The organism is Streptomyces alboniger, from assembly GCF_008704395.1.
In the GTDB taxonomy this organism is placed as follows: Bacteria; Actinomycetota; Actinomycetes; order Streptomycetales; family Streptomycetaceae; genus Streptomyces; species Streptomyces alboniger.
Genome location: NZ_CP023695.1, coordinates 3,599,553 through 3,624,313 on the forward strand (window position 1 = coordinate 3,599,553; position 24,761 = coordinate 3,624,313).

The 24,761-nt window shown below is 71.5% G+C and carries 28 protein-coding genes; 14 read left to right on the top strand and 14 right to left on the bottom strand.

Features of this window, described 5'->3' with window-relative positions; genetic code table 11:
* Nucleotides 1-6: 6 nt before the first annotated feature.
* Nucleotides 7-252, bottom strand: a complete 246-nt coding sequence (locus tag CP975_RS15805) for a DUF3263 domain-containing protein (protein WP_055531089.1) — start codon at nucleotides 250-252, stop codon at nucleotides 7-9.
* Nucleotides 253-261: 9 nt separating this feature from the next.
* A complete protein-coding gene (locus tag CP975_RS15810) occupies nucleotides 262-1,527 on the bottom strand; it encodes an ABC transporter substrate-binding protein (protein WP_478492179.1) in 1,266 nt (421 codons plus the stop codon).
* 209 nt (nucleotides 1,528-1,736) lie between these two features.
* On the opposite strand from CP975_RS15810, the gene CP975_RS15815 reads away from it, so the two are divergent.
* On the top strand, nucleotides 1,737-2,630 hold the full coding sequence (locus tag CP975_RS15815) for an SIS domain-containing protein (RefSeq protein ID WP_055531090.1): 894 nt from the start codon (nucleotides 1,737-1,739) through the stop codon (nucleotides 2,628-2,630).
* A gap of 17 nt (nucleotides 2,631-2,647) precedes the next feature.
* On the opposite strand, the gene CP975_RS15820 is transcribed toward CP975_RS15815, so the two are convergent.
* Nucleotides 2,648-3,691 (bottom strand): YncE family protein, encoded by a 1,044-nt coding sequence (locus CP975_RS15820; RefSeq protein ID WP_055531092.1) that lies wholly within the window; start codon nucleotides 3,689-3,691, stop codon nucleotides 2,648-2,650.
* 211 nt (nucleotides 3,692-3,902) lie between these two features.
* Here CP975_RS15820 and CP975_RS15825 point away from each other — a divergent pair, with 211 nt between their 5' ends.
* From CP975_RS15825 to CP975_RS15840, 4 genes are all read left to right on the top strand, one after another.
* Nucleotides 3,903-4,859 (top strand): ROK family protein, encoded by a 957-nt coding sequence (locus tag CP975_RS15825; RefSeq protein ID WP_055531094.1) that lies wholly within the window; start codon nucleotides 3,903-3,905, stop codon nucleotides 4,857-4,859.
* Nucleotides 4,859-5,998, top strand: coding sequence for an N-acetylglucosamine-6-phosphate deacetylase (gene nagA / locus CP975_RS15830; RefSeq protein WP_055531096.1), 1,140 nt, complete (start codon nucleotides 4,859-4,861; stop codon nucleotides 5,996-5,998). The genes CP975_RS15825 and nagA overlap by 1 nt, the downstream gene beginning before the upstream one ends.
* 162 nt (nucleotides 5,999-6,160) lie before the next feature.
* Nucleotides 6,161-7,099: a 1-phosphofructokinase family hexose kinase gene (locus CP975_RS15835; protein ID WP_055531098.1), complete on the top strand. Its 939-nt coding sequence runs from the start codon at nucleotides 6,161-6,163 to the stop codon at nucleotides 7,097-7,099.
* 64 nt (nucleotides 7,100-7,163) lie between these two features.
* On the top strand, nucleotides 7,164-8,012 hold the full coding sequence (locus CP975_RS15840; RefSeq protein ID WP_055531100.1) for a class II fructose-bisphosphate aldolase: 849 nt from the start codon (nucleotides 7,164-7,166) through the stop codon (nucleotides 8,010-8,012).
* Nucleotides 8,013-8,031: 19 nt separating this feature from the next.
* On the opposite strand, the gene CP975_RS15845 is transcribed toward CP975_RS15840, so the two are convergent.
* Both CP975_RS15845 and cdgB read right to left on the bottom strand, forming a co-directional pair.
* Nucleotides 8,032-9,018, bottom strand: a complete 987-nt coding sequence (locus CP975_RS15845; protein WP_055531102.1) for a carbohydrate-binding protein — start codon at nucleotides 9,016-9,018, stop codon at nucleotides 8,032-8,034.
* A gap of 87 nt (nucleotides 9,019-9,105) precedes the next feature.
* On the bottom strand, nucleotides 9,106-10,743 hold the full coding sequence (cdgB, locus tag CP975_RS15850; RefSeq protein WP_055531104.1) for a diguanylate cyclase CdgB: 1,638 nt from the start codon (nucleotides 10,741-10,743) through the stop codon (nucleotides 9,106-9,108).
* A gap of 477 nt (nucleotides 10,744-11,220) precedes the next feature.
* Between cdgB and CP975_RS15855 the strand changes: the two genes are divergently transcribed.
* Complete coding sequence (locus CP975_RS15855) at nucleotides 11,221-11,712, top strand: flavin reductase family protein (RefSeq protein WP_150477905.1); 492 nt, start codon at nucleotides 11,221-11,223, stop codon at nucleotides 11,710-11,712.
* Nucleotides 11,713-11,735: 23 nt separating this feature from the next.
* Here CP975_RS15855 and arfB read toward each other — a convergent pair whose 3' ends face one another.
* Nucleotides 11,736-12,173, bottom strand: coding sequence for an alternative ribosome rescue aminoacyl-tRNA hydrolase ArfB (gene arfB, locus CP975_RS15860; protein WP_055531108.1), 438 nt, complete (start codon nucleotides 12,171-12,173; stop codon nucleotides 11,736-11,738).
* A gap of 187 nt (nucleotides 12,174-12,360) precedes the next feature.
* On the opposite strand from arfB, the gene CP975_RS15865 reads away from it, so the two are divergent.
* Nucleotides 12,361-12,936, top strand: coding sequence for a TerD family protein (locus CP975_RS15865; RefSeq protein ID WP_030791572.1), 576 nt, complete (start codon nucleotides 12,361-12,363; stop codon nucleotides 12,934-12,936).
* A gap of 143 nt (nucleotides 12,937-13,079) precedes the next feature.
* Here the strand turns inward: CP975_RS15865 and CP975_RS35780 are convergent, their stop codons facing one another.
* From CP975_RS35780 to CP975_RS35785, 5 genes are all read right to left on the bottom strand, one after another.
* Nucleotides 13,080-13,568, bottom strand: a complete 489-nt coding sequence (locus CP975_RS35780) for a hypothetical protein (RefSeq protein WP_055531110.1) — start codon at nucleotides 13,566-13,568, stop codon at nucleotides 13,080-13,082.
* Nucleotides 13,569-13,584: 16 nt separating this feature from the next.
* Entirely contained in the window at nucleotides 13,585-13,815 is a 231-nt protein-coding gene (locus tag CP975_RS15875; protein ID WP_055531112.1) for a hypothetical protein, read from the bottom strand.
* 126 nt (nucleotides 13,816-13,941) lie between these two features.
* On the bottom strand, nucleotides 13,942-14,775 hold the full coding sequence (locus CP975_RS15880) for a helix-turn-helix domain-containing protein (RefSeq protein ID WP_150477028.1): 834 nt from the start codon (nucleotides 14,773-14,775) through the stop codon (nucleotides 13,942-13,944).
* The gene (locus CP975_RS15885; protein WP_055531114.1) at nucleotides 14,772-15,296 is read right to left on the bottom strand and encodes a DUF6879 family protein; all 525 of its coding nucleotides are present in this window, start codon (nucleotides 15,294-15,296) and stop codon (nucleotides 14,772-14,774) included. Before CP975_RS15885 ends, CP975_RS15880 begins: the two co-directional genes overlap by 4 nt.
* On the bottom strand, nucleotides 15,280-15,459 hold the full coding sequence (locus CP975_RS35785; protein WP_055531116.1) for a hypothetical protein: 180 nt from the start codon (nucleotides 15,457-15,459) through the stop codon (nucleotides 15,280-15,282). Before CP975_RS35785 ends, CP975_RS15885 begins: the two co-directional genes overlap by 17 nt.
* Before the next feature lie 204 nt (nucleotides 15,460-15,663).
* Here CP975_RS35785 and CP975_RS15895 point away from each other — a divergent pair, with 204 nt between their 5' ends.
* From CP975_RS15895 to CP975_RS15905, 3 genes are read left to right on the top strand one after another with little or no spacing between them, the layout of a single operon-like run.
* Nucleotides 15,664-16,038 (top strand): PadR family transcriptional regulator, encoded by a 375-nt coding sequence (locus CP975_RS15895; protein ID WP_055531118.1) that lies wholly within the window; start codon nucleotides 15,664-15,666, stop codon nucleotides 16,036-16,038.
* Entirely contained in the window at nucleotides 16,022-17,065 is a 1,044-nt protein-coding gene (locus tag CP975_RS15900) for a hypothetical protein (RefSeq protein ID WP_055531120.1), read from the top strand. The genes CP975_RS15895 and CP975_RS15900 overlap by 17 nt, the downstream gene beginning before the upstream one ends.
* Before the next feature lie 53 nt (nucleotides 17,066-17,118).
* Nucleotides 17,119-17,628, top strand: a complete 510-nt coding sequence (locus CP975_RS15905; RefSeq protein ID WP_055531123.1) for a GNAT family N-acetyltransferase — start codon at nucleotides 17,119-17,121, stop codon at nucleotides 17,626-17,628.
* A gap of 9 nt (nucleotides 17,629-17,637) precedes the next feature.
* Here CP975_RS15905 and CP975_RS15910 read toward each other — a convergent pair whose 3' ends face one another.
* Nucleotides 17,638-19,083: a M1 family metallopeptidase gene (locus CP975_RS15910; protein ID WP_425474252.1), complete on the bottom strand. Its 1,446-nt coding sequence runs from the start codon at nucleotides 19,081-19,083 to the stop codon at nucleotides 17,638-17,640.
* A 54-nt stretch (nucleotides 19,084-19,137) separates the two neighbouring features.
* Nucleotides 19,138-19,695, bottom strand: a complete 558-nt coding sequence (locus CP975_RS15915; protein ID WP_055531125.1) for a GlcG/HbpS family heme-binding protein — start codon at nucleotides 19,693-19,695, stop codon at nucleotides 19,138-19,140.
* Nucleotides 19,696-20,089: 394 nt separating this feature from the next.
* On the opposite strand from CP975_RS15915, the gene CP975_RS15920 reads away from it, so the two are divergent.
* From CP975_RS15920 to CP975_RS15940, 4 genes are all read left to right on the top strand, one after another.
* Nucleotides 20,090-21,223, top strand: a complete 1,134-nt coding sequence (locus CP975_RS15920; RefSeq protein WP_150477906.1) for a sensor histidine kinase — start codon at nucleotides 20,090-20,092, stop codon at nucleotides 21,221-21,223.
* The gene (locus CP975_RS15925) at nucleotides 21,220-21,861 is read left to right on the top strand and encodes a response regulator (protein WP_055531128.1); all 642 of its coding nucleotides are present in this window, start codon (nucleotides 21,220-21,222) and stop codon (nucleotides 21,859-21,861) included. The genes CP975_RS15920 and CP975_RS15925 overlap by 4 nt, the downstream gene beginning before the upstream one ends.
* A 91-nt stretch (nucleotides 21,862-21,952) precedes the next feature.
* Nucleotides 21,953-22,456: a hypothetical protein gene (locus CP975_RS15930; protein WP_055531129.1), complete on the top strand. Its 504-nt coding sequence runs from the start codon at nucleotides 21,953-21,955 to the stop codon at nucleotides 22,454-22,456.
* Nucleotides 22,457-22,689: 233 nt separating this feature from the next.
* Nucleotides 22,690-23,337 (top strand): class I SAM-dependent DNA methyltransferase, encoded by a 648-nt coding sequence (locus CP975_RS15940; RefSeq protein WP_150477029.1) that lies wholly within the window; start codon nucleotides 22,690-22,692, stop codon nucleotides 23,335-23,337.
* A gap of 566 nt (nucleotides 23,338-23,903) precedes the next feature.
* Here the strand turns inward: CP975_RS15940 and CP975_RS15945 are convergent.
* On the bottom strand, nucleotides 23,904-24,620 hold the full coding sequence (locus CP975_RS15945) for a pentapeptide repeat-containing protein (RefSeq protein WP_150477030.1): 717 nt from the start codon (nucleotides 24,618-24,620) through the stop codon (nucleotides 23,904-23,906).
* Between the last annotated feature and the right edge of the window lie 141 nt (nucleotides 24,621-24,761).

Consider the following 24,761-nt stretch of genomic DNA (forward strand, 5'->3'; position numbering starts at 1 on the left):
ACCGCGTCAGCGCTCGTCGCGCCGTGACTCCCGTACCCGGCGCAGTCGATTGACCGTAATCGGGTCGTGCGCGAGGGCGCGGGGGTCGTCGAGGAGGGCGTTCAGGAGCTGGTAGTAGCGCACGGGGACCATGCCAAGCTCCTCGCGGACGGCACGTTCCTTGGCGCCCGGACCCGGCCAGGCGCGCCGTTCGAGGGCGAGTACGGCGCGATCGCGCGCGGAGAGGCCCTCAGCGGGTTCCTGGTCGGTCATGCGGCCACGCTATTCCGCGTTCTCCGCGGTCGCCGCCTTGTTCTGGATCTGGCCGAGGATCGAGGAGGGGTTGCCGTTCTTGTCGACGGTCCTGCCGATGTTCTGCTTGATGGACGCCGAGACCTGCGCCCACGACGTCTTGCCCACCGGGTAGAGCTGCGAGGTCGGCAGCTCCTTGAGGAACTTGCCCAGCTCGGTGTGGCCGCGGTCCTTGGCCATCGCCTCGGAGGCGGAGTTCGTCACGGGCAGGATGTCGTACTCGTTGGAGAAGTCGAGCACGTTCTTCTCGCTGTAGACGTAGTCGAGGAACTTGCCGGCCTCCTTGCGGTGGCCGTTCTGCTTGAACGCCATCATCCAGTCGGCGACGCCCATCGTGGCCTGCGCCTTGCCGTTGACGCCGGGCGCCGGCACCATGCCGAACTTCACGCCCTTCTTGGCGGCCATCTTCATCAGCGTGGGGTGGCCGTTGAGCATGCCGACGTCGCCGCGCGAGAACGCCGCGAACGCCTCGGCGCGGTTCATCTTGGCGGGGGGCGTCGGTCCGGTCAGGCCCTTGCCGACGAGTTCGTCCCTGAGCCAGGCGAACGTCTTGGCGTTCTGCTTGGAGTCGATGTCGTACGAGCCGACCTCGTCGGTGTAACCGCCGCCGCCGCTGAGCATCCACATCAGCGTCTCGGCGGGCGCCTCCTCGGGACCGAGCGGCAGCGCGTACGGGATCTTCACGCCGCGCGCCTTGAGCGCCTTGGCGGCGCTCTGGAGTTCGCCCCAGGTCCGCGGCGGGGTGAGGTGCGCGTCCTTGAAGAGCTTGGTGTTGTAGAAGAGCAGGCGCGTGGAGGAGGCGAACGGCATGCCGTACTGGATGCGGTGGACCTCGCCGGCCCGGGCGAGCGGGGTCATGAAGTCGGCCTGGGTGGCGATGGAGAGCAGCTCGTCGGCCTCGTAGAGCTTGTCCTGCGCGGCGTAGTCGGCGTACGCGCCGATCTGCGCCAGGTCAGGGGCCTCGCCCTTCTTGACCATCTCCTTGACCTCGCGGTCCACGTCGTTCCAGGAGTGGACGGTCACCTCGACGTCGATGCCGGGGTTGTCCTTCTCGAACCCCTCGACGACCTTGGCCCAGTACTTCTTGGAACTGTTCGCCGCCGAGTCGCCGTAGTCGGCGGCCACCAGTTTGAGGGTGACGTCACCGGAGTCGCCCGGGCCGCCGCAGCCGGCGAGAACGCCCGCCATGCCCAGTACGGCCACCGCCGCGGTCAGTCCTGTCACGCGCCGCTGCACAGCTGTCCCACCCTCGTTGCTTTCGCGCACCGGGGCCGGTGCGCCCCACCGCTGTCGAACTGCGATTTTCCCCCGAGTTTCCCCCGGGTCCGAACACAAGGTCTACACCAGCCCAGTATCACTTGTGCAACGGGCGGCCATTGCAGCCCCCGCCCCCGGCCTGCTAAGCACGTCACGTTCACGTCCCGCACGACGAGGAGCCTTGCCGCATGTCGCGTACCGCAGCAGAAATAGCCACTCAGCCCGCCTGCTGGCACCGGGCGGCGGAGGCGGCGGCCTCCTTCACGGGGTTCCCCGAGCCGGGTGAGCGGGTCGCCGTCACCGGGTGCGGGACGTCGTGGTTCATGGCGATCGCGTACGCGGCTCTGCGCGAGGCCGCCGGACAGGGCGAGACGGACGCCTTCGCGTCGTCGGAGTTCCCGGCCGGGCGGCGCTACGACCGGGTGGTGGCGATCACCCGGTCCGGCACGACGACGGAGGTCCTCGAACTGCTCGGCCGGCTGAAGGGGACGGTCCCGACGCTCGCCCTGACCGCCGACCCGAAGACCCCGGTGATGGACGCGGCGGACGCGGTGGCGGTCCTGGACTGGGCGGACGAGCGGTCGGTCGTCCAGACCCGCTTCGCCACGACCGCGCTCGCCTTCCTGCGGGCCGGGCTCGGTGACGTCCCGGGCGTGAAGTCGGTGGCGCAGGCGGCGGTGGACGCGGAGCTGGCGGTGACGGAGCCGCTGCCGGACGCGGTGGTCTCGGCGGAGCAGTGGACGTTCCTGGGGCGCGGCTGGACGTACGGCCTCGCGCTGGAGGCGGCGCTGAAGATGCGGGAGGCGGCGGGCGCCTGGACGGAGTCGTACCCGGCGATGGAGTACCGCCACGGGCCGATCTCCATCACCGGCCCCGGCCGGGTGACGTGGATGTTCGGCACGCTGCCGGAGGGCCTCGCCGGTGACGTGGCCCGTGTCGGCGGCGAACTGGTGGCCCGCCAGGAGGCGGACCCCCTGGCGGACCTGATCCGCGCGCAGCGGCTGGCGGTGGCGCTGGCGGAATCCCGCGGCTTCGACCCGGACCGGCCGCGGAATCTGACGCGGAGCGTGATCCTCAGCTAGGGCGTGTCCGGCTTCGCTCACCTCGGGGTGATGGCGATGCCCTCGGGCTGGTGGCCGGTGCGCAGGGTCGTGCGTACCTTCGTGAGGCCCGGGTCGACCACGGATACGGTGTCGGAGTCCTCGTTGGTGACCCAGACCCGGCTGCCGCCCGGACTGACGGCCACGCCCTGGGGTGTCTTGCCCACGGGCACCCGGGAGAGGACACCGCCGGTCGCGGTGTCGATGACGAGGAGCACGTCGGCCCCGGAATCCGCGGCGTACAGCCGCTGCCCGTCGGGGCTGACTCCCAGGCCGAGCGGGGCCTTGCCGACCGGCCAGGTGGCCGTCACCTTGCGGGTGACCGGGTCGATGACGGAGATGCTCCCGGAGCCCGTGTTGGCGGCGTAGACCCTGTCCCCCTTCACCGTGGCGGTGATCCCGCTGGGGAAGTCGCCCACGGGGATCCGGGCCACGGGCTCGTGCCCCCTGGACAGGACGGTGACGTTGTTGCTGCCGCTGTTGGTGACGTAGGCGGTCCCGTCGGGCAAGGTGGCGACGCTGTGCGGGAGTTCACCGACCGCGGGCGTCGCGATGACCCGGCGACTCGCGGTGTCGATGACGGAGACGTTGCCGCTGCCCCAGTTCGCCGCGAGCACCCAGCGCCCGTCCCGGCTCGGAGCGGCCGAGAACGGATAGGACCCGACCGGCACGGTCGCCACGGCCTTGCGGCTGACCGTCTCGATGAAGGTGACCGAGTCGGACACGCCGTTGGCCACGTACACGTGGGAGCCGTCGGGGGCCGCGCCCACGCCGGTCGGTCCAGTGCCCACCGTCGTGGTGGCGACGGGCCTCTCCAGGCGGACGTCGGCGGAGGAGACGGTCCCGGAGCCGCTGTTGGCCACGTACGCGGCGATGCGCATCGGGAAGTCCTTGTGGGGCGCCTTCGACGCGGGCCGCGGCTCCGGGGGCGGCCCGGTGGACGCGGCGGCGGAAGCGCACGCCATGGCGGCGAGCACGGACCCGAGCGCCAGACGGACCAGACGGACACGGCAGCGGCGGCTGCCTGCGAAGAGTCTCACCATGGGTCTACCTCTGCGGCTGTGGGGGAGTCCGGGACGAACGCGCATGGTCAAACGGGCGGTACGCGCGTCCCGCACCCAGCCGGGGCATGGATTCGCTCTTTCGCATGGCGGCTCTGCGGCAAATTGGCCATTTCGCATACTTGCGGGTGTCATATGACAGCAGCGACAGGTGGACTAGACCTTTCACGGGGTGACGGGCGAGACTGTATCCGTGAGACACGTCATCGCCCTCGATGTGGGCGGCACCGGAATGAAGGCCGCCCTGGTAGGGGCGGACGGCACCCTGCTGCACGAGGCACGCCGTCCGACGGGCCGCGACCGCGGCCCCGAAGCGGTCGTCGCGTCCATCCTCGACTTCGCGGCGGACCTCCGCGCCCACGGCATCGCCCACCTCGGCGAACCCGCCGCGGCGGCGGGCGTCGCCGTGCCCGGCATCGTCGACGCCGCCCGCGGCATCGCGGTCTACGCGGCCAACCTCGGCTGGAGCGACGTCCCCCTGCGGGACCTCCTCAGCGCCCGCCTGGCAGGCGTCCCCGTGGCCCTCGGCCACGACGTCCGCACCGGCGGCCTCGCCGAGGGCCGCCTCGGCGCGGGCAAGGGCGCCGACCGCTTCCTGTTCGTGCCCCTGGGCACCGGCATCGCGGGAGCCATCGGCATCGGCGGAGCCATCGAACCCGGCGCCCACGGCTCGGCCGGCGAGATCGGCCACATCGTCGTACGCCCCGAAGGACCGCCCTGCGGCTGCGGCCAGCGCGGCTGCCTGGAGCGCCTGGCCTCCGCGGCCGCGGTCAGCAGGGCCTGGGCCGAGGCGAGCGGAGACCCGGAGGCGGACGCCGCGGACTGCGCGAAGGCCGTGGAGTCGGGCGACCCCAGGGCCCAGGAGGTCTGGCGCGACGCCGTCGACGCCCTCGCCGACGGCCTGCTCACCGCCCTCACCCTGCTGGACCCGAACACGCTGATCATCGGTGGCGGTCTCGCCGAGGCCGGGGAAACGTTGTTCACGCCGCTGCGGGCCGCCGTCGCGGCCCGCGTCGTCCAGTTCCAGACGCTGCCGGAGATCGTCCCCGCGGCCCTCGGCGACACCGCCGGGTGCCTGGGCGCGGGCCTGCTCGCCTGGGACCTGCTCGACCGAGCAGCTCCCACCGACCCCACGGAGGTAACCACCTGATGGCCACTAGCAAGGTTCTCGCCGGTGCCCGGGTGGTACTGCCCACCGGAACCGTCCCCGACGGCCGCGTCATCGTCGACGGCACCCGCGTCGCCGGCGTCGCACCCGCCGGCGCGGAGACGCTCGACCTCACCGGCCACTGGCTCGTCCCCGGCTTCGTCGACCTGCACAACCACGGCGGCGGCGGCGCCTCCTTCACCTCCGGCACGGTCGAGGACGTACTCAAGGGCGTCCACACGCACCGCCTGCACGGCACCACCACCCTCGTCGCCTCCACCGTGACCGGCGACATGGACTTCCTCGCCCAGCGCGCCGGACTGCTGAGCGAGCTGGCCGAGCAGGGCGACATCGCGGGCATCCACTTCGAGGGCCCCTTCATCTCGCCGTGCCGCAAGGGCGCGCACAGCGAGAGCCTGCTCAGACACCCCGACCCCGCGGACGTCCGCAAGCTGATCGACGCGGCACGCGGCCACGCGAAGATGCTCACGCTCGCCACGGAACTGCCGGGCGGCATCGACTCGGTGCGCCTCCTCGCCGAGCACGGCGTCATCGCGGCCATCGGCCACACGGACGCGACGTACGAACAGACGGTGGAGGCCATCGACGCGGGCGCCACCGTCGCCACGCACCTCTTCAACGCGATGCCCGGCCTCGGCCACCGTGCGCCGGGCCCGATCGCCGCCCTCCTGGAGGACGAGCGGGTCACCGTCGAGCTGATCAACGACGGCACGCATCTGCACCCCGCCGCCCTGGAGCTGGCCTTCCACCGCGCGGGCGCGGACCGCGTCGCCTTCATCACCGACGCGATGGACGCGGCGGGCTTCGGCGACGGCCGGTACATGCTCGGCCCGCTGGAGGTCGAGGTGAGGGACAGCGTGGCGCGGCTCGTCGAGGGCGGCTCGATCGCGGGCTCCACGCTGACCCTGGACCGCGCCTTCAAGCGCTCGGTGACCGTCGACGGGATCTCCGTCGAGGACACCGTCCGCGCCCTGTCCGCCAACCCGGCCAGGCTCCTCGGGATGTACGACGCGGTCGGCTCCCTGGAGCCCGGCAAGGACGCGGACCTGGTCGTCCTCGACGCGGACTTCGACGTCAAGGGCGTGATGCGCAAGGGCGCGTGGGTGGTCGAACCCGCATAAGCGGGTGGCCGAACCCGTGTACGTGCGTGCCGGACCCGCACACACGGATGGCCGAACCCGCCGCAACCGCGAGGCGGTTGGCCCGCACCCCTGGGCCAACCGCCTTCTGTTTGGCATGATCAGAGCCAGAAATGGAGCGCGGCACTTCGGGGGTGGGTACGAGTGATCCTCACCGTCACGCTGAACACCGCACTCGACCTCACCTACCGCGTCCCCGCCCTCACCCCGCACACCTCGCACCGCGTCACCGAGGTGACCGAACGCCCCGGCGGCAAGGGCGTGAACGTCGCCCGTGTCCTCGCCGCCCTCGGCCACGCCGTGACCGTCACCGGCTTCGCGGGCGGCGACACCGGACGCGCCCTGCGCGAGCGGCTGGCCACCGAGCCCCGCCTCACGGACGCGCTCGTCCCGGTCGCGGGCGCCACCCGCCGCACCCTCGCCGTGGTCGACGCGGCGACCGGCGACACCACCCAGCTCAACGAACCGGGCCCCACCGTGACCCCCGCCGAGTGGGCCGCCTTCCTCGACTCCTACGAGCAGTTGGCGCGCCACGAGGGCACCACGGCGATCGCGCTCTGCGGCAGCCTGCCCCCCGGGGTGCCCGTGGGCGCGTACGCCCTCCTCATACGTGCCGCGCGCGCCGCCCGTGTCCCGGTCCTGCTCGACACCAGCGGGGAGCCGCTGCGCCGGGGCGTGGCCGCCCGCCCCGACATCGTCAAGCCCAACGCGGACGAACTCGCCGAGCTGACCGGCTCCCACGAGCCCGAGCGGGCCACCCGCGACGCCCGCCGCAGGGGCGCGCACGCGGTGGTCGCCTCGCTCGGCGCGGACGGCCTGCTCGCGCTCACCCCGGACGGCGGCTGGCGGGCGCGGCCCCCGAAGCGCGTACGCGGCAATCCGACCGGCGCCGGCGACTCGGCGGTCGCGGGGCTGCTGTCCGGGCTCGCCGAGGGCCTGCCGTGGCCGGAGCGGCTCGCCCGCGCGGTCGCCCTGTCGGCGGCGACCGTGGCGGCGCCGGTGGCGGGCGAGTTCGACCCGACGACATACGAGGACCTGTTGGCGCGGGTCGCGGTGACCGACGCCGTACCCGCCAGTACTTAACGCCCGACCGAGCCGGATCCGCACCGCACAACGGGGCGCAGCGCCCCGGGGAATTGGGGAGCACGTGCCACTCGTCAGCACCGGGGAACTCGTCGCGCGGGCGCGTGCGGCGGGCCATGGCGTCGCCGCGTTCAACGTCATCACGCTGGAGCACGCCGAGGCGATCGCGCTGGGCGCCGAGCGCGCCGGGTCCCCGGCGATCCTCCAGATCTCCGAGAACGCGGTGAAGTTCCACGGCGGCGGCCTCTCCGCGATCGCGGCGGCGACGGCGGCCGTGGCCCGCGCCTCCTCGGCCTCCCTCGCCCTCCACCTGGACCACGTGACGGACGCCGAACTGCTGCGGGCCGCGCACCCGGCGGGCTTCAGCTCGGTCATGTTCGACGCGTCGAAGCTGAGTTACGGCGAGAACGTGAAGGCGACGGCGGAGGCCGTGCGCTGGGGCCACGAGCGCGGCATCTGGGTCGAGGCGGAGCTGGGCGAGGTCGGCGGCAAGGAGGGCGAGCCCCCGCTGGACGCGCACGCGCCGGGCGTACGCACCGACCCGGCGGAGGCCGCCGCGTACGTCAGGGACACCGGCGTGGACGCCCTCGCGGTGGCTGTCGGCTCCTCCCACGCGATGACGGAACGCACGGCCACCCTGGACCACGAGTTGATCGCGTCCCTGGCGTCGGCCGTTCCCGCACCCCTGGTCCTGCACGGCTCAAGTGGCGTACCGGACGAGGAGATCCGCCGCGCGATCGCCTCCGGCATGGTGAAGATCAACGTCGGTACGGCGCTCAACACGGCGTTCACAGGCGAGGTCCGCGCCTACCTCGCGGCGCACGAACAGGGCGTCGACCCCCGGAAATACCTCGCCCCGGCTCGCGAGGCGATGGCCGGGACGGTGGCGGGGTTCCTGGGCCTGCTGACGTAGCCCCGGGAGTGCTGAAGGGCTAGCCCTTGACGCCCTCCACGAGCCACATCTGGTCGATGTTCGCCCCGGTCGACCCGCATAGATTGCTCTGGTCGCAGGAGAGCGTGATGGTGTTGGTGCCCTTGGTGAGCTGGACCACCGCCCAGGTGTTGGTCCAGCCGTTCTCCCAGTCGCCTTCCTTGGCGTGGGCGAAGTTCTTCATGCTCAGGGGCCGGGTCTGCTTGTCGCCGTTGACGAGGATCGTGGCGTTGGAGTCCTTGCCGGGCACGCCGTAGTTCACGCGCAGGCTGTACGAGCCGGCCTTCGGGATGCCGTCGACGGTCCACGTCACCTGGGCGCCGACCTTGTCGAAGCCCGACACGTAGACGCCGCCCGCGGCCTTGGCGCCGGCGATGTCGGAGGCCGTCGTCGTGCCGCCCTCCAGCTTCAGCGCCTTCGCGTCCGTCTCGGGCAGCTTGTCCTTCTCCTTGGCGGGCTTCTTCGACGGCTTCTCGCTGGGCTTGACGGACTCGGCCCGCGACGGCTTGGCGGCCGCCTCCGTGTCGCCGCCCTTGTCGTCGTCGCGGCCGAACAGCATGGCGGCGCCGATGCCGATGGCGACGACGGCCACCACCGCGATCGCGGCGATCAGCAGGCCCTTGGTGTTGGGGCCCCGGCCCCGGCCACCGCCCGCCGGTGCGTACTGCGGCGAGGCGACGGGCGCGCCGCCGGGCTGCGCCTCGGGCGCGGTGTAGTGCGGGTTCGGCCGGCCGTAGGGCTGCTGGGCCTGCTGCTGCGGGACCTGCTGGCCGTACGGCTGCGTGGCCTGGGCCTGTCCGTACGAGGGGCGCCGGTCGCCGACCGCTCTCACCTGGTTGTAGGACCGGGGACCCGGGTAGCCGTAGCCGCCGCCACCGCCCGGCGGGGTCGCCCCGGCCGCCTGTCCGTCCTCGTACAGGTAGCCGAACGGATCGTCGTCGCCCTGCGGCGCGCTCGGCGTGTTCTCGCCGTTATTGCCGGGCGTCATTCCCAGGTCACTCCCTCACGTCGCTGACGCGGGGAGCCTACCCGGTCCGAGTGAGCCCAAGAGGTGGCGTTGACCTCATCGAGACCGTCAGCCCGCCCGCCGCTGCTGCTTGGCACGGGACCGTTTCTCCACGTACATCCGCTGGTCGGCGGAGTGCAACACTTCGTCCGCCGACATCCCGCAGTGCGCCCAGCCGATGCCGAAACTGGCCCCCACGCGGACCGCCCTGCCGTCGACGCGGATCGGCGGGATGATCGCGTTCCGCAGCCGGACCGCGAGGTCCTGGGCGTCGGCGCGGCCGAGGCCGTCGGCGAGGACGACGAACTCGTCGCCGCCGAGCCGGGCCACCGTGTCCCCGTCCCGTACGCCGCTGGTGAGGCGCCTCGCGACCTCGATGAGGACGGCGTCGCCGGTGTGGTGGCCGAACCGGTCGTTGATGGACTTGAAGCCGTCGAGGTCGCAGAAGAGGACCGCGAGCCCCTTCGTGCCGTCGTCCACGTCCCCGTCACGCCCCTCGGGCGCGACGGTGTGGACGTGGTGGTCGAAGCCCTCCTCCTGCTGGAGCGAGGCGTGCCCGAAGTCGAAGCCGTGTTCGTAGGCGGCGTCGAGGGAGTCCACGGCGCTGGGCCTGCCCGCGTGCGGCCTGCGGCACAGGCGCGCGCTGAGCCGGGCCCGCAGCTCGGCGGAGTTCGGCAGTCCGGTGAGGGAGTCGTGCGAGGCCCGGTGGGCGAGCTGGAGCTCGCGGCGCTTGCGCTCCTCGATGTCCTCGACGTGCGTGAGCAGGAAGCGGGGCCCGTCGGCGGCGTCGGCGACCACGGAGTTGCGCAGCGACACCCATACGTACGTCCCGTCGCGCCGCGCGAGCCGCAGCTCGGCCCGCCCGCCCTCGGCGGAGGTGCGCAGAAGCGTGCCGATGTCCTCGGGGTGGACGAGGTCGGAGAAGGAGTAGCGACGCATGGCGGATGCGGGGCGCCCGAGCAGCCGGCAGAGCGCGTCGTTCGTGCGCAGGATCCGGCCGTGCTGGTCGCCGCCCATCTCGGCGATGGCCATGCCGGACGGCGCGTACTCGAAGGCCTGCCGGAAGGACTCCTCGCTGGCCCGCAGCGCCTGCTGCTCGCGCTCCAGGCGGACCAGGGCGCGCTGCATGTTGGCGCGCAACCGGGCGTTGCTGATCGCGATGGCGGCCTGGAAGGCGTACATCTGGAGGGCTTCGCGGCCCCAGGCGCCGGGTCTGCGGCCGTTGCGGGGGCGGTCCACGGAGATCACGCCGAGCAGTTCGCCGCCTGCGGCCCCGGTCGCGTACATGGGGGCGAAGAGGCGGTCGGCGGGGTGCCACTCGTCCTCGAAGCGGGGCTCGGGGCCCTCGGTGTACCACTGCGGGACGTCGTCGTCGTCGAGGACCCAGCCCTCGGCGTACGAGATGAAGCGCAGGGCACCCCATGCCTCGCCCATCGCGAGGCGGCGGTCCCAGGCGTCGCGGGAGCCGACGCGTCCGGTGATGAGGGCCTCGGCGGAGGAGTTGCCCGCGAAGGCGGCGACGACGAGGTCGCCGTCCGGGCGCACGAGATTGACGCACGCCAGCTCGTAGCCAAGGCCGTTGACGACGCCGTCGGCGACGGTCTGCAGCGTGTCCGCCAGGCTCCGGGCCGTGTTCAGCTCCGCCACCACCTGGTGCAGCTGCCGCAGGGTCGCAAGACGGACGTACGGCTCCGACTCGGTCTCCATGCTCGTTCTCCCCGAGACCTCGACAGCAACTCCAGGAATGCGCAGCGCCCGCAGTGTTCTTTCAGTGCCTCCGGCACCGGCACTTCTGTACTTCTGTGCCCTTGTGCCCTCAGTGTCTTATTGCCACCGTCACTGAATCACAGCGAGCTGCCCACTCGGTACACAGGGTCAACAAAATATGGGTCCTGTGACTCAAGTCACAGGTGAGGCACCGTCGTTGGTCCAGTCCCTTGGCCTAGTCCACCGCATTCGGGGGCACCGCGTGCCACCTTGCGGAGTTCTTTACCTTCGGGCGCCATCGGCCACGGGTCCTAGGACCGTTCTCGGCCCAGGGCCCGATGCCGCGGAGGGGGCGCGCGGGCTAGCGTCAACACCGTGGCTCACGTACTGAAGACTCTCCCGGCCCCGCCTTCCCCCCGTCCGCCCTCTTCGGATGGGCATGCTGACGGGGTGAGCAACGACGAGTTCCGCGCGGCGATGTCCCGTCTTGCGGCGGGCGTGGTCCTGGTGACGGCGCGCGAGGCGGGCCTGGACCCCGACGACGCGAACGCCCCGGCGGGCGAGGACGTGGGCATGACGGCCACGGCCTTCCTCTCCGTCTCGCTGGATCCGCCCCTGGTCATGGTGAGCCTGCGCGAGGGCTCCCGGATGGACGACCTGCTCGCCGAGCAGCCGATGTGGGCGGTGTCGGTGCTCTCCGAGAGCCAGCGCCACATCGCGGGCCGCTTCGCGATGAAGGGCCGGATCAGCGACAGGCTGCTCTTCGAGGACATCCCGTACACGCGGGGCGCGGAGTCCGGCGCCCCGCTGATCGGCGGCGCGCTGTCGACGCTGGAGTGCCGTACGGAGCAGACGGTGACGGCGGGCGACCACACGCTGGTGATCGGCCGCGTGCTGACTGCGTCGCTGCCCAGCGCGGAGGGGGGCCCACTCCTGTACTTCCGGGGCCGCTACCGCCAGCTGGGCTAGTAATGAGCGCCCCGAGGGGACACTCAGGCCCAGCCCTGCCCGGAGCGCCCCCGCTTGGTCTCACTCCGCTGCTTCTTGTTCCGCAGCCTGCGCTCATTGATCCCGCGAGGGATCCTGGTGGCGCGACGCGGCTTCGGCGGCGGGGCGGTGGCCTCGGCGAGCAGGGCGGCCAGCCGGGTGGCGGCCATCTCCCTGTTGCGCCACTGCGAACGGTGCTCGCTGGCCCGCACGCTGAGCACACCGTCGACGAGCCGGGACCCGAGCCGCTCCAGGGCCCGCGTCTTCCACACCTCGGGCAGCGCGCCGGTGTTCGCGAGGTCGAAGCGCAGCTCCACCTGGGAGTCGCTGGTGTTGACGTGCTGCCCACCCGGCCCGGACGACCGCGAGAAGCGCCACATCAGCTCGGCCTCGGGCAGGGAGACGGAACCGCGGATGACATAGGGACCGGACATGTCCCCCATGGTCCCGCGCCTGTCGGGCTCACGTCACGCCCTTTTCCCCGGCAACGTAAAGAAAGTAAAGCCATGCGGAACCTTGGGGACCTCGGTCGGCGTTGGTACGAGTGAAGGTAGCTTCGTCCCCAGAACGAAGCCCGTACGCACCGGCTCACACGCGGTGCGTCGTAAACGAGGGAAGGGACTCCCAACAATGGCAGTAAGCCTGTCCAAGGGTGGCAACGTCTCGCTCACCAAGGAGGCTCCGGGCCTGACCGCCGTCACCGTGGGGCTCGGCTGGGACGTCCGCACCACCACCGGTACCGACTTCGACCTGGACGCCTCCGCCATCGCGGTGAACACCCAGGGCAAGGTCTTCTCCGACCAGCACTTCGTCTTCTTCAACAACAAGGCGACGCCGGACCAGACCATCGTCCACACCGGCGACAACGTCACGGGCCAGGGCGAGGGCGACGACGAGCAGATCAACGTCAACCTCGCGGGTCTGCCGGCCGACATCGAGAAGATCGTTTTCCCGGTCTCGATCTACGACGCCGAGAACCGCTCGCAGAACTTCGGCCAGGTGCGGAACGCCTTCATCCGCATCATCAACCAGGCCGGTGGCACCGAGATCGCGCGTTACGACCTCTCCGAGGACGCCGCCACCGAGACCGCCATGGTCTTCGGCGAGCTGTACCGCAACGGCGCGGAGTGGAAGTTCCGCGCGGTCGGCCAGGGCTACGCCTCGGGCCTGGTCGGCATCGCCCAGGACTTCGGCGTCAACGTCTAGATTCACGCCCCTGACCTGGGTAAACGCAGGTCAGCACGAAGACCCCCCGACTGACCCTCGGGGGGTCTTCTTCATGTGCGGGTACGTGTCGGCGGTGACGCGGATCGATTTGTGCCCGAGCCAGCGGTGGAGCGCTCCCCTCATCAGGGGCGGACGGTCGGGCAGGCAAGGTCCGGTGCGGCACGGTTCGGGGAGCACGTCACCAGAGCTACGGACAGAAACGCGGGCCTCTCCAGGTAGAAGCCGTGGGATACATCTCCGCCCCAACCGAGCCGTTCGGCAGCGCAGTGAACCAGTAGTGCCAGTCGCGTACTGTCGCGGTCCGACTCGGAGGCGAACCGGGGCGCGTACTCCGCCAGTCGTTGCCCGAGCCATTCCGCCGCTTCCTTCGGCTCCTCCCAGGTGCCGCGAACGAGGCGCCCGGGTTTCATCAACCAGAGGGCCGTTTCCATCGGGGGGAGGTCGCCGGTGCGGAACTCCACAACGGCTTCCTTGTACCGCTGGTTGAGCTTGTGCCCTTCTGGGTCGTCCTCCCTCGACGGTGGGGGTGGCGAGGCGCCAGAGGACCGTCTGTGGCCCTCCTTGTCGAACCGCTTCTTGTCGCCGGTCCATAGGTAGCCGTGGTGGTGCAACTGTCGCGAGCGGCCGTCAGGCCGACAGGCCGAAGCGCGCTGGGTCGATACCGGCCGCGTCCAGTTCGGCCGTGGTGAAGCGCAGCGGGGCCAGGTCGGGGCGCTTGTCGTCGCCCAGCGCCCATGCGCCCGGGCCGATCTTCGCGAGCGTCGCGCACGACTCGCCGTCCGGATGCGTGTTGCCTCCGCACGCCTTGAAGAACGTAGCTCCGTCGAGAGGCAGGCTGTACAGGTCGGTTTCAGGCATGGGTGTGCCTTCCTGTGAAGTCAGTGACGGGGGAAGCAGGACCATTTCTGTGTCTGCCACACGCCGACCGTCCTTCGTCAGCCACGGTCGGCATGGCTACATCCTCGGACTACCGACGAGGGACCTCTAGCCCGTTTCCCGTTGCTGCAAGAGGTCGTCCCGGACCCCTTCGAGGAACCCTTTCAGCTCGTCGCCAGAGAGCGAGCTTTCGGTGAACCCATCGAACTTGGCTACGTATAGGGCAACGTCCTTCGGGTCGGTAACCACTACGTCGGCGTGCACCGTCTCTACCGACACGGCCCGGTCGTCCCTGATGACGAAAGCGTGGTTGGGAATGTCATGCTTGGGCCCCGCCAGGGGTACGACCCCGATGTCGACGTTGGGCAGCCGGGACAGGGTGATCATCCGGTCCATCTGCCCGGCCATGACGAGCGGCGGCACGATCAGCCACCGAAGCACCGGCTCCGTGATCACGAATCGCAGCGTCTTGCTCGTGTCGTACAGCACCTGTTGCCGCTCCAGACGGGCACTGATGGTGCGCCGGACCGTGTCCTCTGTGAGGTCGTCGTGGCGCGACAGGATGGCTCGCATGTACTCCGGGGTCTGGAGCAGCCCTGGCATCAGAGCCGGTTGGAAGAGTCTGAGAAGGCTCATACGGGCCTCTACGGCCTGTAGCTGCTTCTGGGCCTTGTGGAGTCCCGCACGCTGGATCAGACGCCACGCTGTGGCTTCTGTGGCCACGGCCCGCGCAGCCTCCATGTACTCCGCCTTGACGCCGTCCGAGACACCGATGGCGGTGAGGATGCGGTCTACGTCATCTGCGCTCGGGGCGAGCTTCCCCGTCTCGATCTTGCTGAGCTTGCTGGCAGACATGACGGCACTGCGAGCCACAGCCTTGGCCTCCTTGCCAGAGGCTTGCCGTAGGACTCGCAGCGCTGCGCCCAACTCCGAACGGTTCACTCCCCGTGTCTTGCCCACCAGTCCACGAAGGGCACCGCGTTCGCGAGTGCCGTGTCCCGGTAGGTGACGTATTCAGGTCCTCGGTCATCGGGGAGTACATCAGCACCGAGGAACTTCCCGTCATGGCTGTAGTGCATGGGAGCGGCCGTGACTGAGTCGAACAGCCAGAAGTCCCCAACGCCAGGCAGTGGATTGGGCCGGTCGGTCAGGTCAAGGATGAAGAACTCCTCTCCGGCCGTGGCGTTGGTGACGTAGCCCCACCCGAGTTCGAAGCGTAGATACGGGGTCAGGGGCCGCGTCAGGATGTGGACGCGGTACATGCGCCGTCCGGCGTCCACGTGGGCCTTGACCTCTTCGAGCCAATCGGCGTTGTAGTCGGGGGGCTTCTTCTGGCCGTCGCGGAACAGGCCGTACGCGTCCACGCTGCCCGACTGGCTGTAGTCGTCCAGGGTCTCCAGCCGGAACGCCTCAGCGTCGAAGGCGTCGAAGAGGTTCCCCAGACTCCTAGCCAAGCCGGCCACCAAACGCCTTATTGATGAGGTCCATGGGGATCTCCACGCGAGTCTCGTGGGCAGGGATCGTCAGACCGTGGTCTGCGGGTGTCTCGCCCTGTACGAGGATCGTGCCCCGGTCGGTCTTGTAGATGGTGGGGCAGTCCTTCTTGTCGCATGACGTCGCAAGCATGGTGACTTCCCCGGTCTCCCCTTCCTAGCGGTCAGGCTCCTGTTCGATCATTCCGAGGGCTCGTCAAGAGAGACAAGGGCGCGGAGTTGCAGGAACGGGAAACCGAGCCGGAGCGCAGACGTCAACGCCTGACCGGAAGCACCACTAGTATGAATCCCGCAATAGTCCCTGGACCTGAAGAGTGGCCCGAACCGGGAGGCACCCGTGACCGACGCCCACACCGCGTGGACCCGCGCCGCGCTGCCCGTGTGCCTCCTCGGCATCCTCGACGGCGAGGAGAAGAGCTACGGCTACGCCCTGCTCGGCCGCCTCGCCGACGCGGGGCTCGAAGGGGTCAAGGCCGCGACGCTCTACCCCGCCCTGACGCGCCTCGAAGAGGAGAGCGCCGTCGAGATCGAGTGGGGTGCGGGAGAGGGCGGTCCCGGGCGGAAGTACTACCGGATCACCGAGGAGGGGCGGGCGAGGCTGCGGCGTGACCAGGCCGCGTGGGGTGACTTCACCCGGACCGTCGCCTCGCTCCTCGGCAAGGGGGACGACAGTGGGCAACACACCCGGGACACCCATGACGCGGGCGGCTGACCTCGTCTGGGCCCGCGAGGAGGACGAGGAGTGGGCCGACACCGTCCACGTACGGCTCCTGCTCGACCACGACGCGCCCGCCGGCCTCGCCGACGAGGTGCTCGCCGAGGCCCACCAGATCGTGCGCGAGGCGGGGCTGCCCGCCCCGGAGGTCCTCGGCGAGCCCGAGGCGTACGCGCGTACCGTCGCCGCCGAGCGCATCAGCGAGAAGGACCGGGCCAAGGTCGACTCGCACGGCCTGACACCCGGTGAGCGCGTCTGCGCCTCCCTCGGGACGCTCGGGTTCATCGGGTTCTGCCTGTGCGTCATGCACTGGTTCGAGGACGGGCTGTGGGCGAGCGGCAGCTGGGCCTCGGTCGCGGGATGGACCACGGTCGTGGCCGTCGTCTCGCTCGGCACCCTCGCCTTCGTCGCCCGCGCCGCCGGACGGATCCGGGGCATGTGGGGCTTCCTCACGGGGGCCGCCTGCGCGTTCGCGGGCGGGATCGCCGTCGCCACCAACACCCCCGGGGAGCGGTTGTTCGAGGTGCCCGTGCCGGTGCTGATGGCGGGCTGCGCCGCGTGGACCGTCGCGGCCTACGCGTTCCCGGACGCCGCCCTCGACCGCTGGTTCGCACCGCGCCCGCACGCCGACGACGAGCAGTGGCTCGCCCGGCTCGAAGGGCTGCTGCGGGGGCGGCACGCCATGCCGGCCGCCGAGGCGCGCGGCCATGTGCGCGAGGCCCGGCAGCATCTCTTCGGAGCGGACCGCGAGCGCGCCGAGGACACCTTCGGCGACGTCGAGGTGTACGCCATGCGGCTCGCCGAAGGACCCCGCAAGCAGCAGCGGATCGCCCGCCACAAGCTGTACCGCACGGCGGCGGCCGCCGTGGTATTCACCGTCCTCGCCGTCGACGAGACCCTCGAAACGGGCCACTTCTCGGGCTGGGTCGCCTGCTACGTGGGCGCGGCCGGCGCCTGGATATGGACCCTGATCTCCGAGTGGCGCGACCTCCGCAAGCCCGGCCGGGCCGGCAAGGCCGCTTAGCGCGAGGTTCGGCGGGCCCACCGGAGCCGACCGGGCCGGTTAGCCTGCCCCGCATGATCCTGGAACCGCTCGTCGCCGTCGGGGGCGCGCTGCCCGGTCACCTCCTCACCGAGGTGACCGCGCTGTACGCGGCGAACCGTGACTTCTTCGCGCTCAGCGGGGACTTCCCCGACCCCGACGACATCCGCGTCGAGCAGGTCGCCAAGGCCCTCGCGGACGAGCTGGCCCATCCGGACGCGGAGGTCCTGCTCGCCCGCTCCGAGGGGCGGCTCGTCGCGGTCGCCGTCACCCTCGCCCGCCACCCCGACCCCACCGATCCCGACCCGTGGCTCGGGCTGCTCGTCGTCGCCGCGGAGCTGCACCGCACGGGCGTGGGGCGGCGGGTGGCGGCCCTCGTCGAGGAACGGTTCCGGGAGGCGGGCCGGGACGCCGTGCGCCTCGCGGTCCTGGAGAACAACCCGAAGGCGCTGCGCTTTTGGACCGCGCTCGGCTATCTCGTCATCGGCCACCGCGAGGACCGCGCACGCCACCGCCCGTGCGCGGTCCTGCGCAAGCCGCTCTAGCGAGGCCGTTCAGGGGCGGTCCGGCCTGCCGTCCCCGTAGAGCCAGTCCCCCCAGATCCGGCTCACCTTCTCGCGCGCCTCGTCGCCGCCCGCGTGCTCCTCGACGTACTCGGTGAAGTCCCTGGTGTCCGCGTTCTTGTGCCGGTACGTCTTCGCCCAGCCCTGCACGATGTCGTAGAACGCGTCGTCGCCCACCGCCTGGCGGATCTTGTGGATGACCATCGCGCCGCGCTCGTAGACCGGCGCCTCCGAGATGTGCGCGGCGTCGGTGGGCTTGGCGGGCGGGAAGGCCCAGACCGCCTCGTTGTCCTCCTTGTCGGCGTAGAGGTCACCCTCGTACAGCGCGTCGAACGTCTCCTGCGCGCTGTCACCGCCGTTGTCCTCCGCGTACAGCCACTCCGCGTACGTCGCGAAGCCCTCGTTGAGCCACATGTCCCGCCAGGACTTGGGCGTGACGGAGTCGCCGAACCACTGGTGGGCCAGTTCGTGGACGAGGAGCGCGGTGTCGGGGGGACCGGGGAAGACGGGCCGGGTCTGGGTCTCCAGGGCGTACCCCGCGTCCCCCTCCCGGTCGACGATCGCGCCGGCCGACGAGAAGGGGTAGGGGCCGAAGTTGTACTCCGCCCACTCCAGGACGTCCGGAAGCTTCGCGAGGATCTTCTTGCTCGCCTTCGCCTGGGACGGGTCGACGGCCGTGATGACCGGCAGCCCGTCCTCCGTCGCCGACGTCTCCATCTCGTACTTCCCGATGGCGACGGTCGCCAGATAGCTCGCCATGGGTTCGGCGCTGTGCCAGGCGAAGGTGGTGCGGCCGTTCTTGGTCGACTCGCGCGTCAACTCGCCGTTGGAGACGGCCTTCAGCCCCTTGGGGACGGTGACCTCTATGTCGTACGAGGCCTTGTCGCTCGGGTGGTGGTTGCCCGGGAACCACGCCATGGAGCCGGTCGGCTGGCCGAGCGCGAGCGCGCCGTCCGCCGTCTTGAGCCAGCCCTCCTCGGAGTCGTCCGCGTCGGTGATGGTCTCCGGGGAGCCGGAGTAGCGGACGCTCGCCACGAACGTCTCGCCGCGGTCGAGTTCGTCGGCCGGGCGGACCCTCAGCTCGTGGCCCGCCCGCTGGAACCGGGCCGCCTTGCCCTCGACGGTGATCGCCGAGACGTCGAGGCCCTTGAGGTCGAGGTTGAAGGAGCTGAGGTTCTTGGCGGCGCGGGCGGTGATCTCCGCGGTGCCGGTGAGGTGCCGCGCCTCGGGGTCGTAGCCGAGGGTCAGGCCGTAGTGCGTGACGTCGTAGCCGCCGTTGCCCAGCTTGGGGAAGTACGGGTCGCGCACGCCGTCCGCGCCCGGGGTGCCGTCCACGCCCGCGCCGCCGCAGCCGCTCACGGTGGCGAGCAGGGCGAGCGCGCAGGCGACGGTACGGGGCAGGGTGGCGGCTCGGACGGCCGGAGATCGCAGGTCCACGCCGGTGATCTTATGCGGCAATTGTTCGGGCTTGGGGTGGCGCCCCTCTCCGAGTCAGCGGCCGAGCGCCGCCACGCCCGCCTTCGCGAACTTCTCGTCCAGGTCGCCGCTCGGGGCCCCCGCGACGCCGATGCCCGCGACGGGCGCGCCCTTGGCGGTCACCGGGGCACCGCCGGCGAGGAACAGCGTGCCGGGGATGTCCTTCAAATTCGGGGCCTGCTCCAGGCGCTTGGCCAGCTCGGAGGTGGGAGCGTTCCAGGAGACGGCGGTGTAGGCCTTCTTCTCGGCGGACTCGTACGACTGCGGGCCCGCGCCGTCGCCGCGCAGCGTGACGACGGTGTTGCCGTTGCGGTCGACGACGGCGACGGAGACGCGCTGGTTCTCCTTCTTCGCCGCGTCCAGGGTGGCCTGCGCGGCCTTCGTGGCGGCGGCGACGGTGAGGTGCGTGCTGCGCGTCAGGTGCTTGTCGCCCGCGTCGGCGGTGACGGCGGCCTTGGCGGCGGCGTCCGGGGTACCGGCGCTCGCGGAGACGGCACCGAAGGTACCGGCGCCGAGGGTGGCGACGGCACCGGTGAGGACGCGGGCGCGGGTGCGGCGGGAGAGGTTCTTCATCGGGGGCTCCTTGGGGGGCTGAGTTCGGGTGGTGCGGCCGGAAGGAAGGTTTTCTCGCGGCCGGAAGGAAGGTGTGCTCGGGAAGGTGTGCTCGGGCAGGTGTTCTCGAAAAGGTGCTCTCGGGAAGGTGCTCTCTTCCTCTGCCATCGATCCTCGGGCCGATTCCGGGCCGCACCCCTCGACGTACCGGCTGGGAGCCGCGCGCGGCTCGGCCGACACCGGGGTCAGCCGATCGGTTGACCCCCGCGTGGCCCCGCCGGGTCACAATGAGGGTGTTTGCCCAGTTCACCGAGGGCGTCACGCCGTACGAGAGGGAGGCCCCGCAGTGGCACAGCACGCGCCGGCCCCGGACACGCGGGTGCCCGACCCCGACGCCCACTGGCTCGCGGCCGTCATGCACACAGCGTTCTTCCTGCTCCTCGGCTCCTCGCTGGTCCGCTTCCTGCTGCGGCACCCCGGCGAACCCCGCACCCCGTGGATCATCGCCCTCTTGGTCTGCCTCGCGCTGCTCTACGTGTCCGGCCCCGCGCTCGGCACCCGGTCCACCCCGCACCGCCTGGCCTGGCTGTTCCTCGTCGTGGCCACCTGGGGCGTCCTCGTCGTCCTCGCGCCGAGCTTCGCATGGTGCGCGGTGCCGCTCTTCTACACCGGGCTCCGCACCCTGCCGGCCCGCGCCGCCCTGCTCCTGGTGGCCGTCCTGACCGCCTTCGTGGTCACCGCGCAGTTGCAGCTCGCGGGCCACTTCGACCCGAACCTGCTGTTCGCGCCGCCCGCGTGGGCGGCGGTGGCGAGCGCCGTCTTCCTCTACATGCAGCGCCAGGCGGCCCGTCAGCGCGACCTCATCGACGACCTCATCCGCACCCGCCGCGAACTGGCCGCCACCGAACGCCGCGAAGGCACCCTCGCCGAACGCCAGCGCCTCTCCATGGAGATCCACGACACCCTCGCCCAGGGCCTGTCGAGCCAGCAGATGCTGCTCCAGGCGGCCGACCGCCTCTGGGACACGGACCCGGCAAGGGCCCGCACCCACGTCCGTACCGCCGAGTCGATCACCGAACGCGGCCTCGCCGAGGCCCGCCGCTTCGTGCACGACCTGGCACCCGCCGACCTCGCGAACGGCGGCGGCCTCGCGCAGGCCCTGCGGGCGCTCGCGGAACGGGAGTCGGACGCGGGCCTGACCGTCCGCTTCCACGCCGAGGGCGCACCGGTGCCGCTGCCCGACCGGGTCGCCTCGGCGCTGCTGCGCATCGCACAGGGCGCGCTGGCCAACGTACGGGAGCACGCGGACGCGGCCACGGCGGCGCTGACCCTGACCCTCCTGGGCGACCAGGTGGTCCTGGACGTGGCGGACGACGGCCGCGGCTTCACGCCCCCGGCGGCGGAGGAACCAGCGACCGGCGTACGAGGCCACGGCCTGCCCGCGATCCGTGCGCGGGCGGGCCAGCTCGGCGGCACGCTGACCATCGAGTCGGCGCCGGGCGAGGGCACCGTCCTTTCCGTATCGATCCCGCTGGAGTCCCCGTCATGAACCCCTCGCGCCCCGTCCGCCTGCTGGTCTGCGACGACCACGTCGTCGTACGCGCGGGCCTGCTCGCCCTGCTCGGCAGCGCGCCGGACATCGAGGTGGTCGGCGAGGCGGGCACGGGCGAGGAGGCGGTCGCCCTGGCCGCCAAGCTGACGCCGGACGTCGTCCTGATGGACCTGCAACTGGGCGAGGGCATCGACGGCGTGGAGGCGACGCGCCGCATCGCGTCACCAGCCCCCGACGCCCCGCCCCACGTCCTGGTTCTGACGACCTACGACACGGACGCGGACATCACGCGGGCGATCGAGGCGGGCGCCACGGGCTATCTGCTCAAGGCGGAGCGCCCCGAGGAACTGTTCTCCGCGATCCAGGCGGCCGCCCAGGGCCGCACCGCGCTCTCACCGCCGGTCGCCTCCCGCGTCATGGCCCGCATGCGCGCCCCGCGCCCCACCCTCACCGACCGCGAGCGCGACATCCTCGGCCAGCTCTCCCGGGGCCTCGGCAACCGCGAGATCGCCCGCGCCCTGTTCATCAGCGAGGCCACGGTGAAGACCCACCTGGGCCGCATCTACGACAAGCTGGGCGTCGACACGCGGGCGGGCGCGGTGGCGGTGGCGAAGGAGCAGCGGCTGCTGCCGTGAGACGGCGGCACTCATGCGGCCGGGCGCTCATACGGCTGGGCGCTCATACGGCCGGGCGCTCGCGTGCCCGGGCCATGACACCATCGACCTCGTGCTCGATATCGGCTACGCGCTCTCCTCCCGGTTCCCGGACCCCCCTCAGCTGGACTACGGCAAGGCGGACGTCCGCACGCTCCGCCACGACCTGTTCTGCGGGGACGTGTATCTGGCGGACACCAAGGCCGACCGGGAACTGTCCACAGCCTGGGGATGGGTTCCCGTACTGGACTTCGCGTGGGCGCTGTGCGACATCGTGGAGAACCTGGACAAGGACCCGATGGGCAGCCGGGCCTCCCGCCCGCAGTACGCGGAGCTGGACTTCACGGAGTCGACGGACCGCATGCTGTTCGCCCGGCGCTTCGGCTGGGTGGACATCGAGGCGGACTGGATGGACCCCGAGGAGCCTCCGCTGAGCTTCTCCCACGCGGAGTTGCGGCGCGAGGCGCGTGACTTCCTCCACGATCTCATCGCGGACCTCACGGACCTCCACGACTCCCTCGCGGACAACCCCTCGCTCTGGTCCCTCCAGTCCCGCTTCCCCCGCATCTCGCGCTAGGGCGTGTCCGCGAAGTCCCGTCGTTCGCCCGCAGGGCGGGCGTCGCGGCGTCCGGTGCGTGCTCTCGGCGTGGCGGCCGGATGCCCTCGTACTGGGCGTACTTGGGCTTTCGGCCGATGCGGCGAGAGTGCGTGCCGGGCGTCGCGGCGCAGGCGGGACTTCGCGGACACGCCCTAGGGAGCTGCACTCGCGGGGCTCGCCCCGCCTCGGCGCCGGGAACTACTGTCGCGGGCATGGTCGAACACGATGCTCTCACCGCCACCCGCGAGGCGTACGACGCGATAGCGCCCACGTACGCGGAGCTGTTCCGCGACTCACTGCGCGACAGCCCCCTGGACCGCGCGATGCTGGGCGCCTTCGCCGAGGCCGTGCGTACGGGCGGGGGCGGCCAGGTCGCGGACCTCGGCTGTGGCCCCGGCCATGTCACCGCCTACCTGGGCGAACTGGGACTGACCGCGTTCGGCGTCGACGCCTCTCCCGCGATGATCGAGCTGGCCCGGGAGGCCTGGCCGGGGCTGCGGTTCGACGTGGGCTCGATGACCGCGCTGGACATCGCAGACGGCGCGCTGAGCGGCGTGCTCTCCCGCTGGTCCGTCATCCACACCCCGCCCGAGGAACTCCCCGCCGTCCTGGCGGAGTTCCACCGCGTAATGGCACCCGGCGGCCACCTCCTGCTCGGCTTCTGGGCGAGCGACGACCCGGCCCACCCGACGCGGGTGTTCGATCACGCGGTCGCGCCGGCCTACTGCTGGGCGCCCGATCACCTCGCCGCGATGCTGCGCGAGTCGGGCCTGCCCGAGGTGGCCCGCATGACCCGGGCCCCTCAGCCCACGGACCGCCGCCAGTTCCCCGAGGTCCACCTCCTCACCCAAAAGCCCTGACCCGCGCCCTCTCCCTCACCGGCGCCACCCCCTGCCCCGGCGCTCCGCGCCGGATGCTCCCCACCCACCCGTCTCGCCGCATCGAGCGGCGTGCCGTAGGGGCTCCGGGGCCCCCGCACCACGCGGGTGGGGGGCGGGTGGGTGGGGAACTCCCCCGAAGAGCGGGCAGCGGCACTCACGAGGCAGGCGACCGGGCGAGGGAACTCCCCCGCGGAGCGAGCAGCGGCACTCACGTGCAGACGGCCGGACGCGCAGCCCCCACCGGTCCGCAGCCGCGCACGCTCGTGAGGGGACGTGGGGGTATGTGCGAGCGGAGCACAGTGGATCCAACTAACCGAGCCCAACAACCAACAGGCTCCCGCACCAAGATGGCGAGCACGCACATACCCCCGCGGCCCCGCCCCACAACCGAACCCAAGGCGAATCCCCGAAGGCGCCCCCGCCAGCCAAGGCGCTCCCGCCAGACCCCGCCCGCCCGCAACCGAACCCACGGCGAAACCCCACTGAAGGCGCCCCGCCAGCGAAGGCGCCCCCGCCAGCCCCCCCCACCCCCACCAGACCCCGCCCTAGGCCCAGGGGCCAGCCACCCGCACACCCACCTCCGCCGCAAAACCCCCCGCCAACTCGATCAGCTGCTCAGGACTGATCACCGCCCCGGCCAGACTCCCCACCCCCCGCGCGATCCCCAGCTCCCCCGCCGCCCGCAGATCCACGTCCTTCATCCGCACCCCGCTGAAGTCCGCCCCCCGCACCACACAGTCCCGGAACTCCACCCGCTCCAGGGACGCGAGCCCGAAGTCCGGCTCCACCAGCACGCAGCCCTCGAAGATCACATCCCGCAGCCGCGCCTTCCGCAGGTTCAGGTAGTCGAGCTTGCCGCCCCGCACGACGACCCGCTCCAGCACGCTCCCGTGCAACTGCACGCCGCCGAGCCGCGCGTCGACCACCTCCACGTCCCGCATCGACGCCTCCACGAGGTCGGTCCCCACGCCCCGCGGTTCCGTCAGGACGGAGTCGACGAACCGCGCCCGGCTCAGCCTGGTCTCCCCGATCCCGCACCCGACCAGCGCGCAGTCCATGAAGAGCGCTCCTCCCCCGTCCTGCGCGCCGAGGTCGAGACCGCCGAACTCCAGCCCGTCGTAGTCCCCGTCGGGCTCCAGCTCCCCTCCCTCGAAGGGCCGCAGCGGAGGCAACCGCACCTCGGCCCGCCGCGCCTCCTTGACCACGCCCGCGGCCTTCGCGCCCCGCGCGCCGCCCTTCGCAACCTTCGCCCTCTGAGCCATCCCCCCATCGTGCCCGCCGCCACTGACAACGCCGCCACTGACAAAGCCACCTCCGGCAAAGCCGCCGCCCCCCGATGTCACATCCGGCCCGCCCCCACCCGTCGAGGTAACGAAGGCGAAGACCGAACGAAGGCCGGCCCA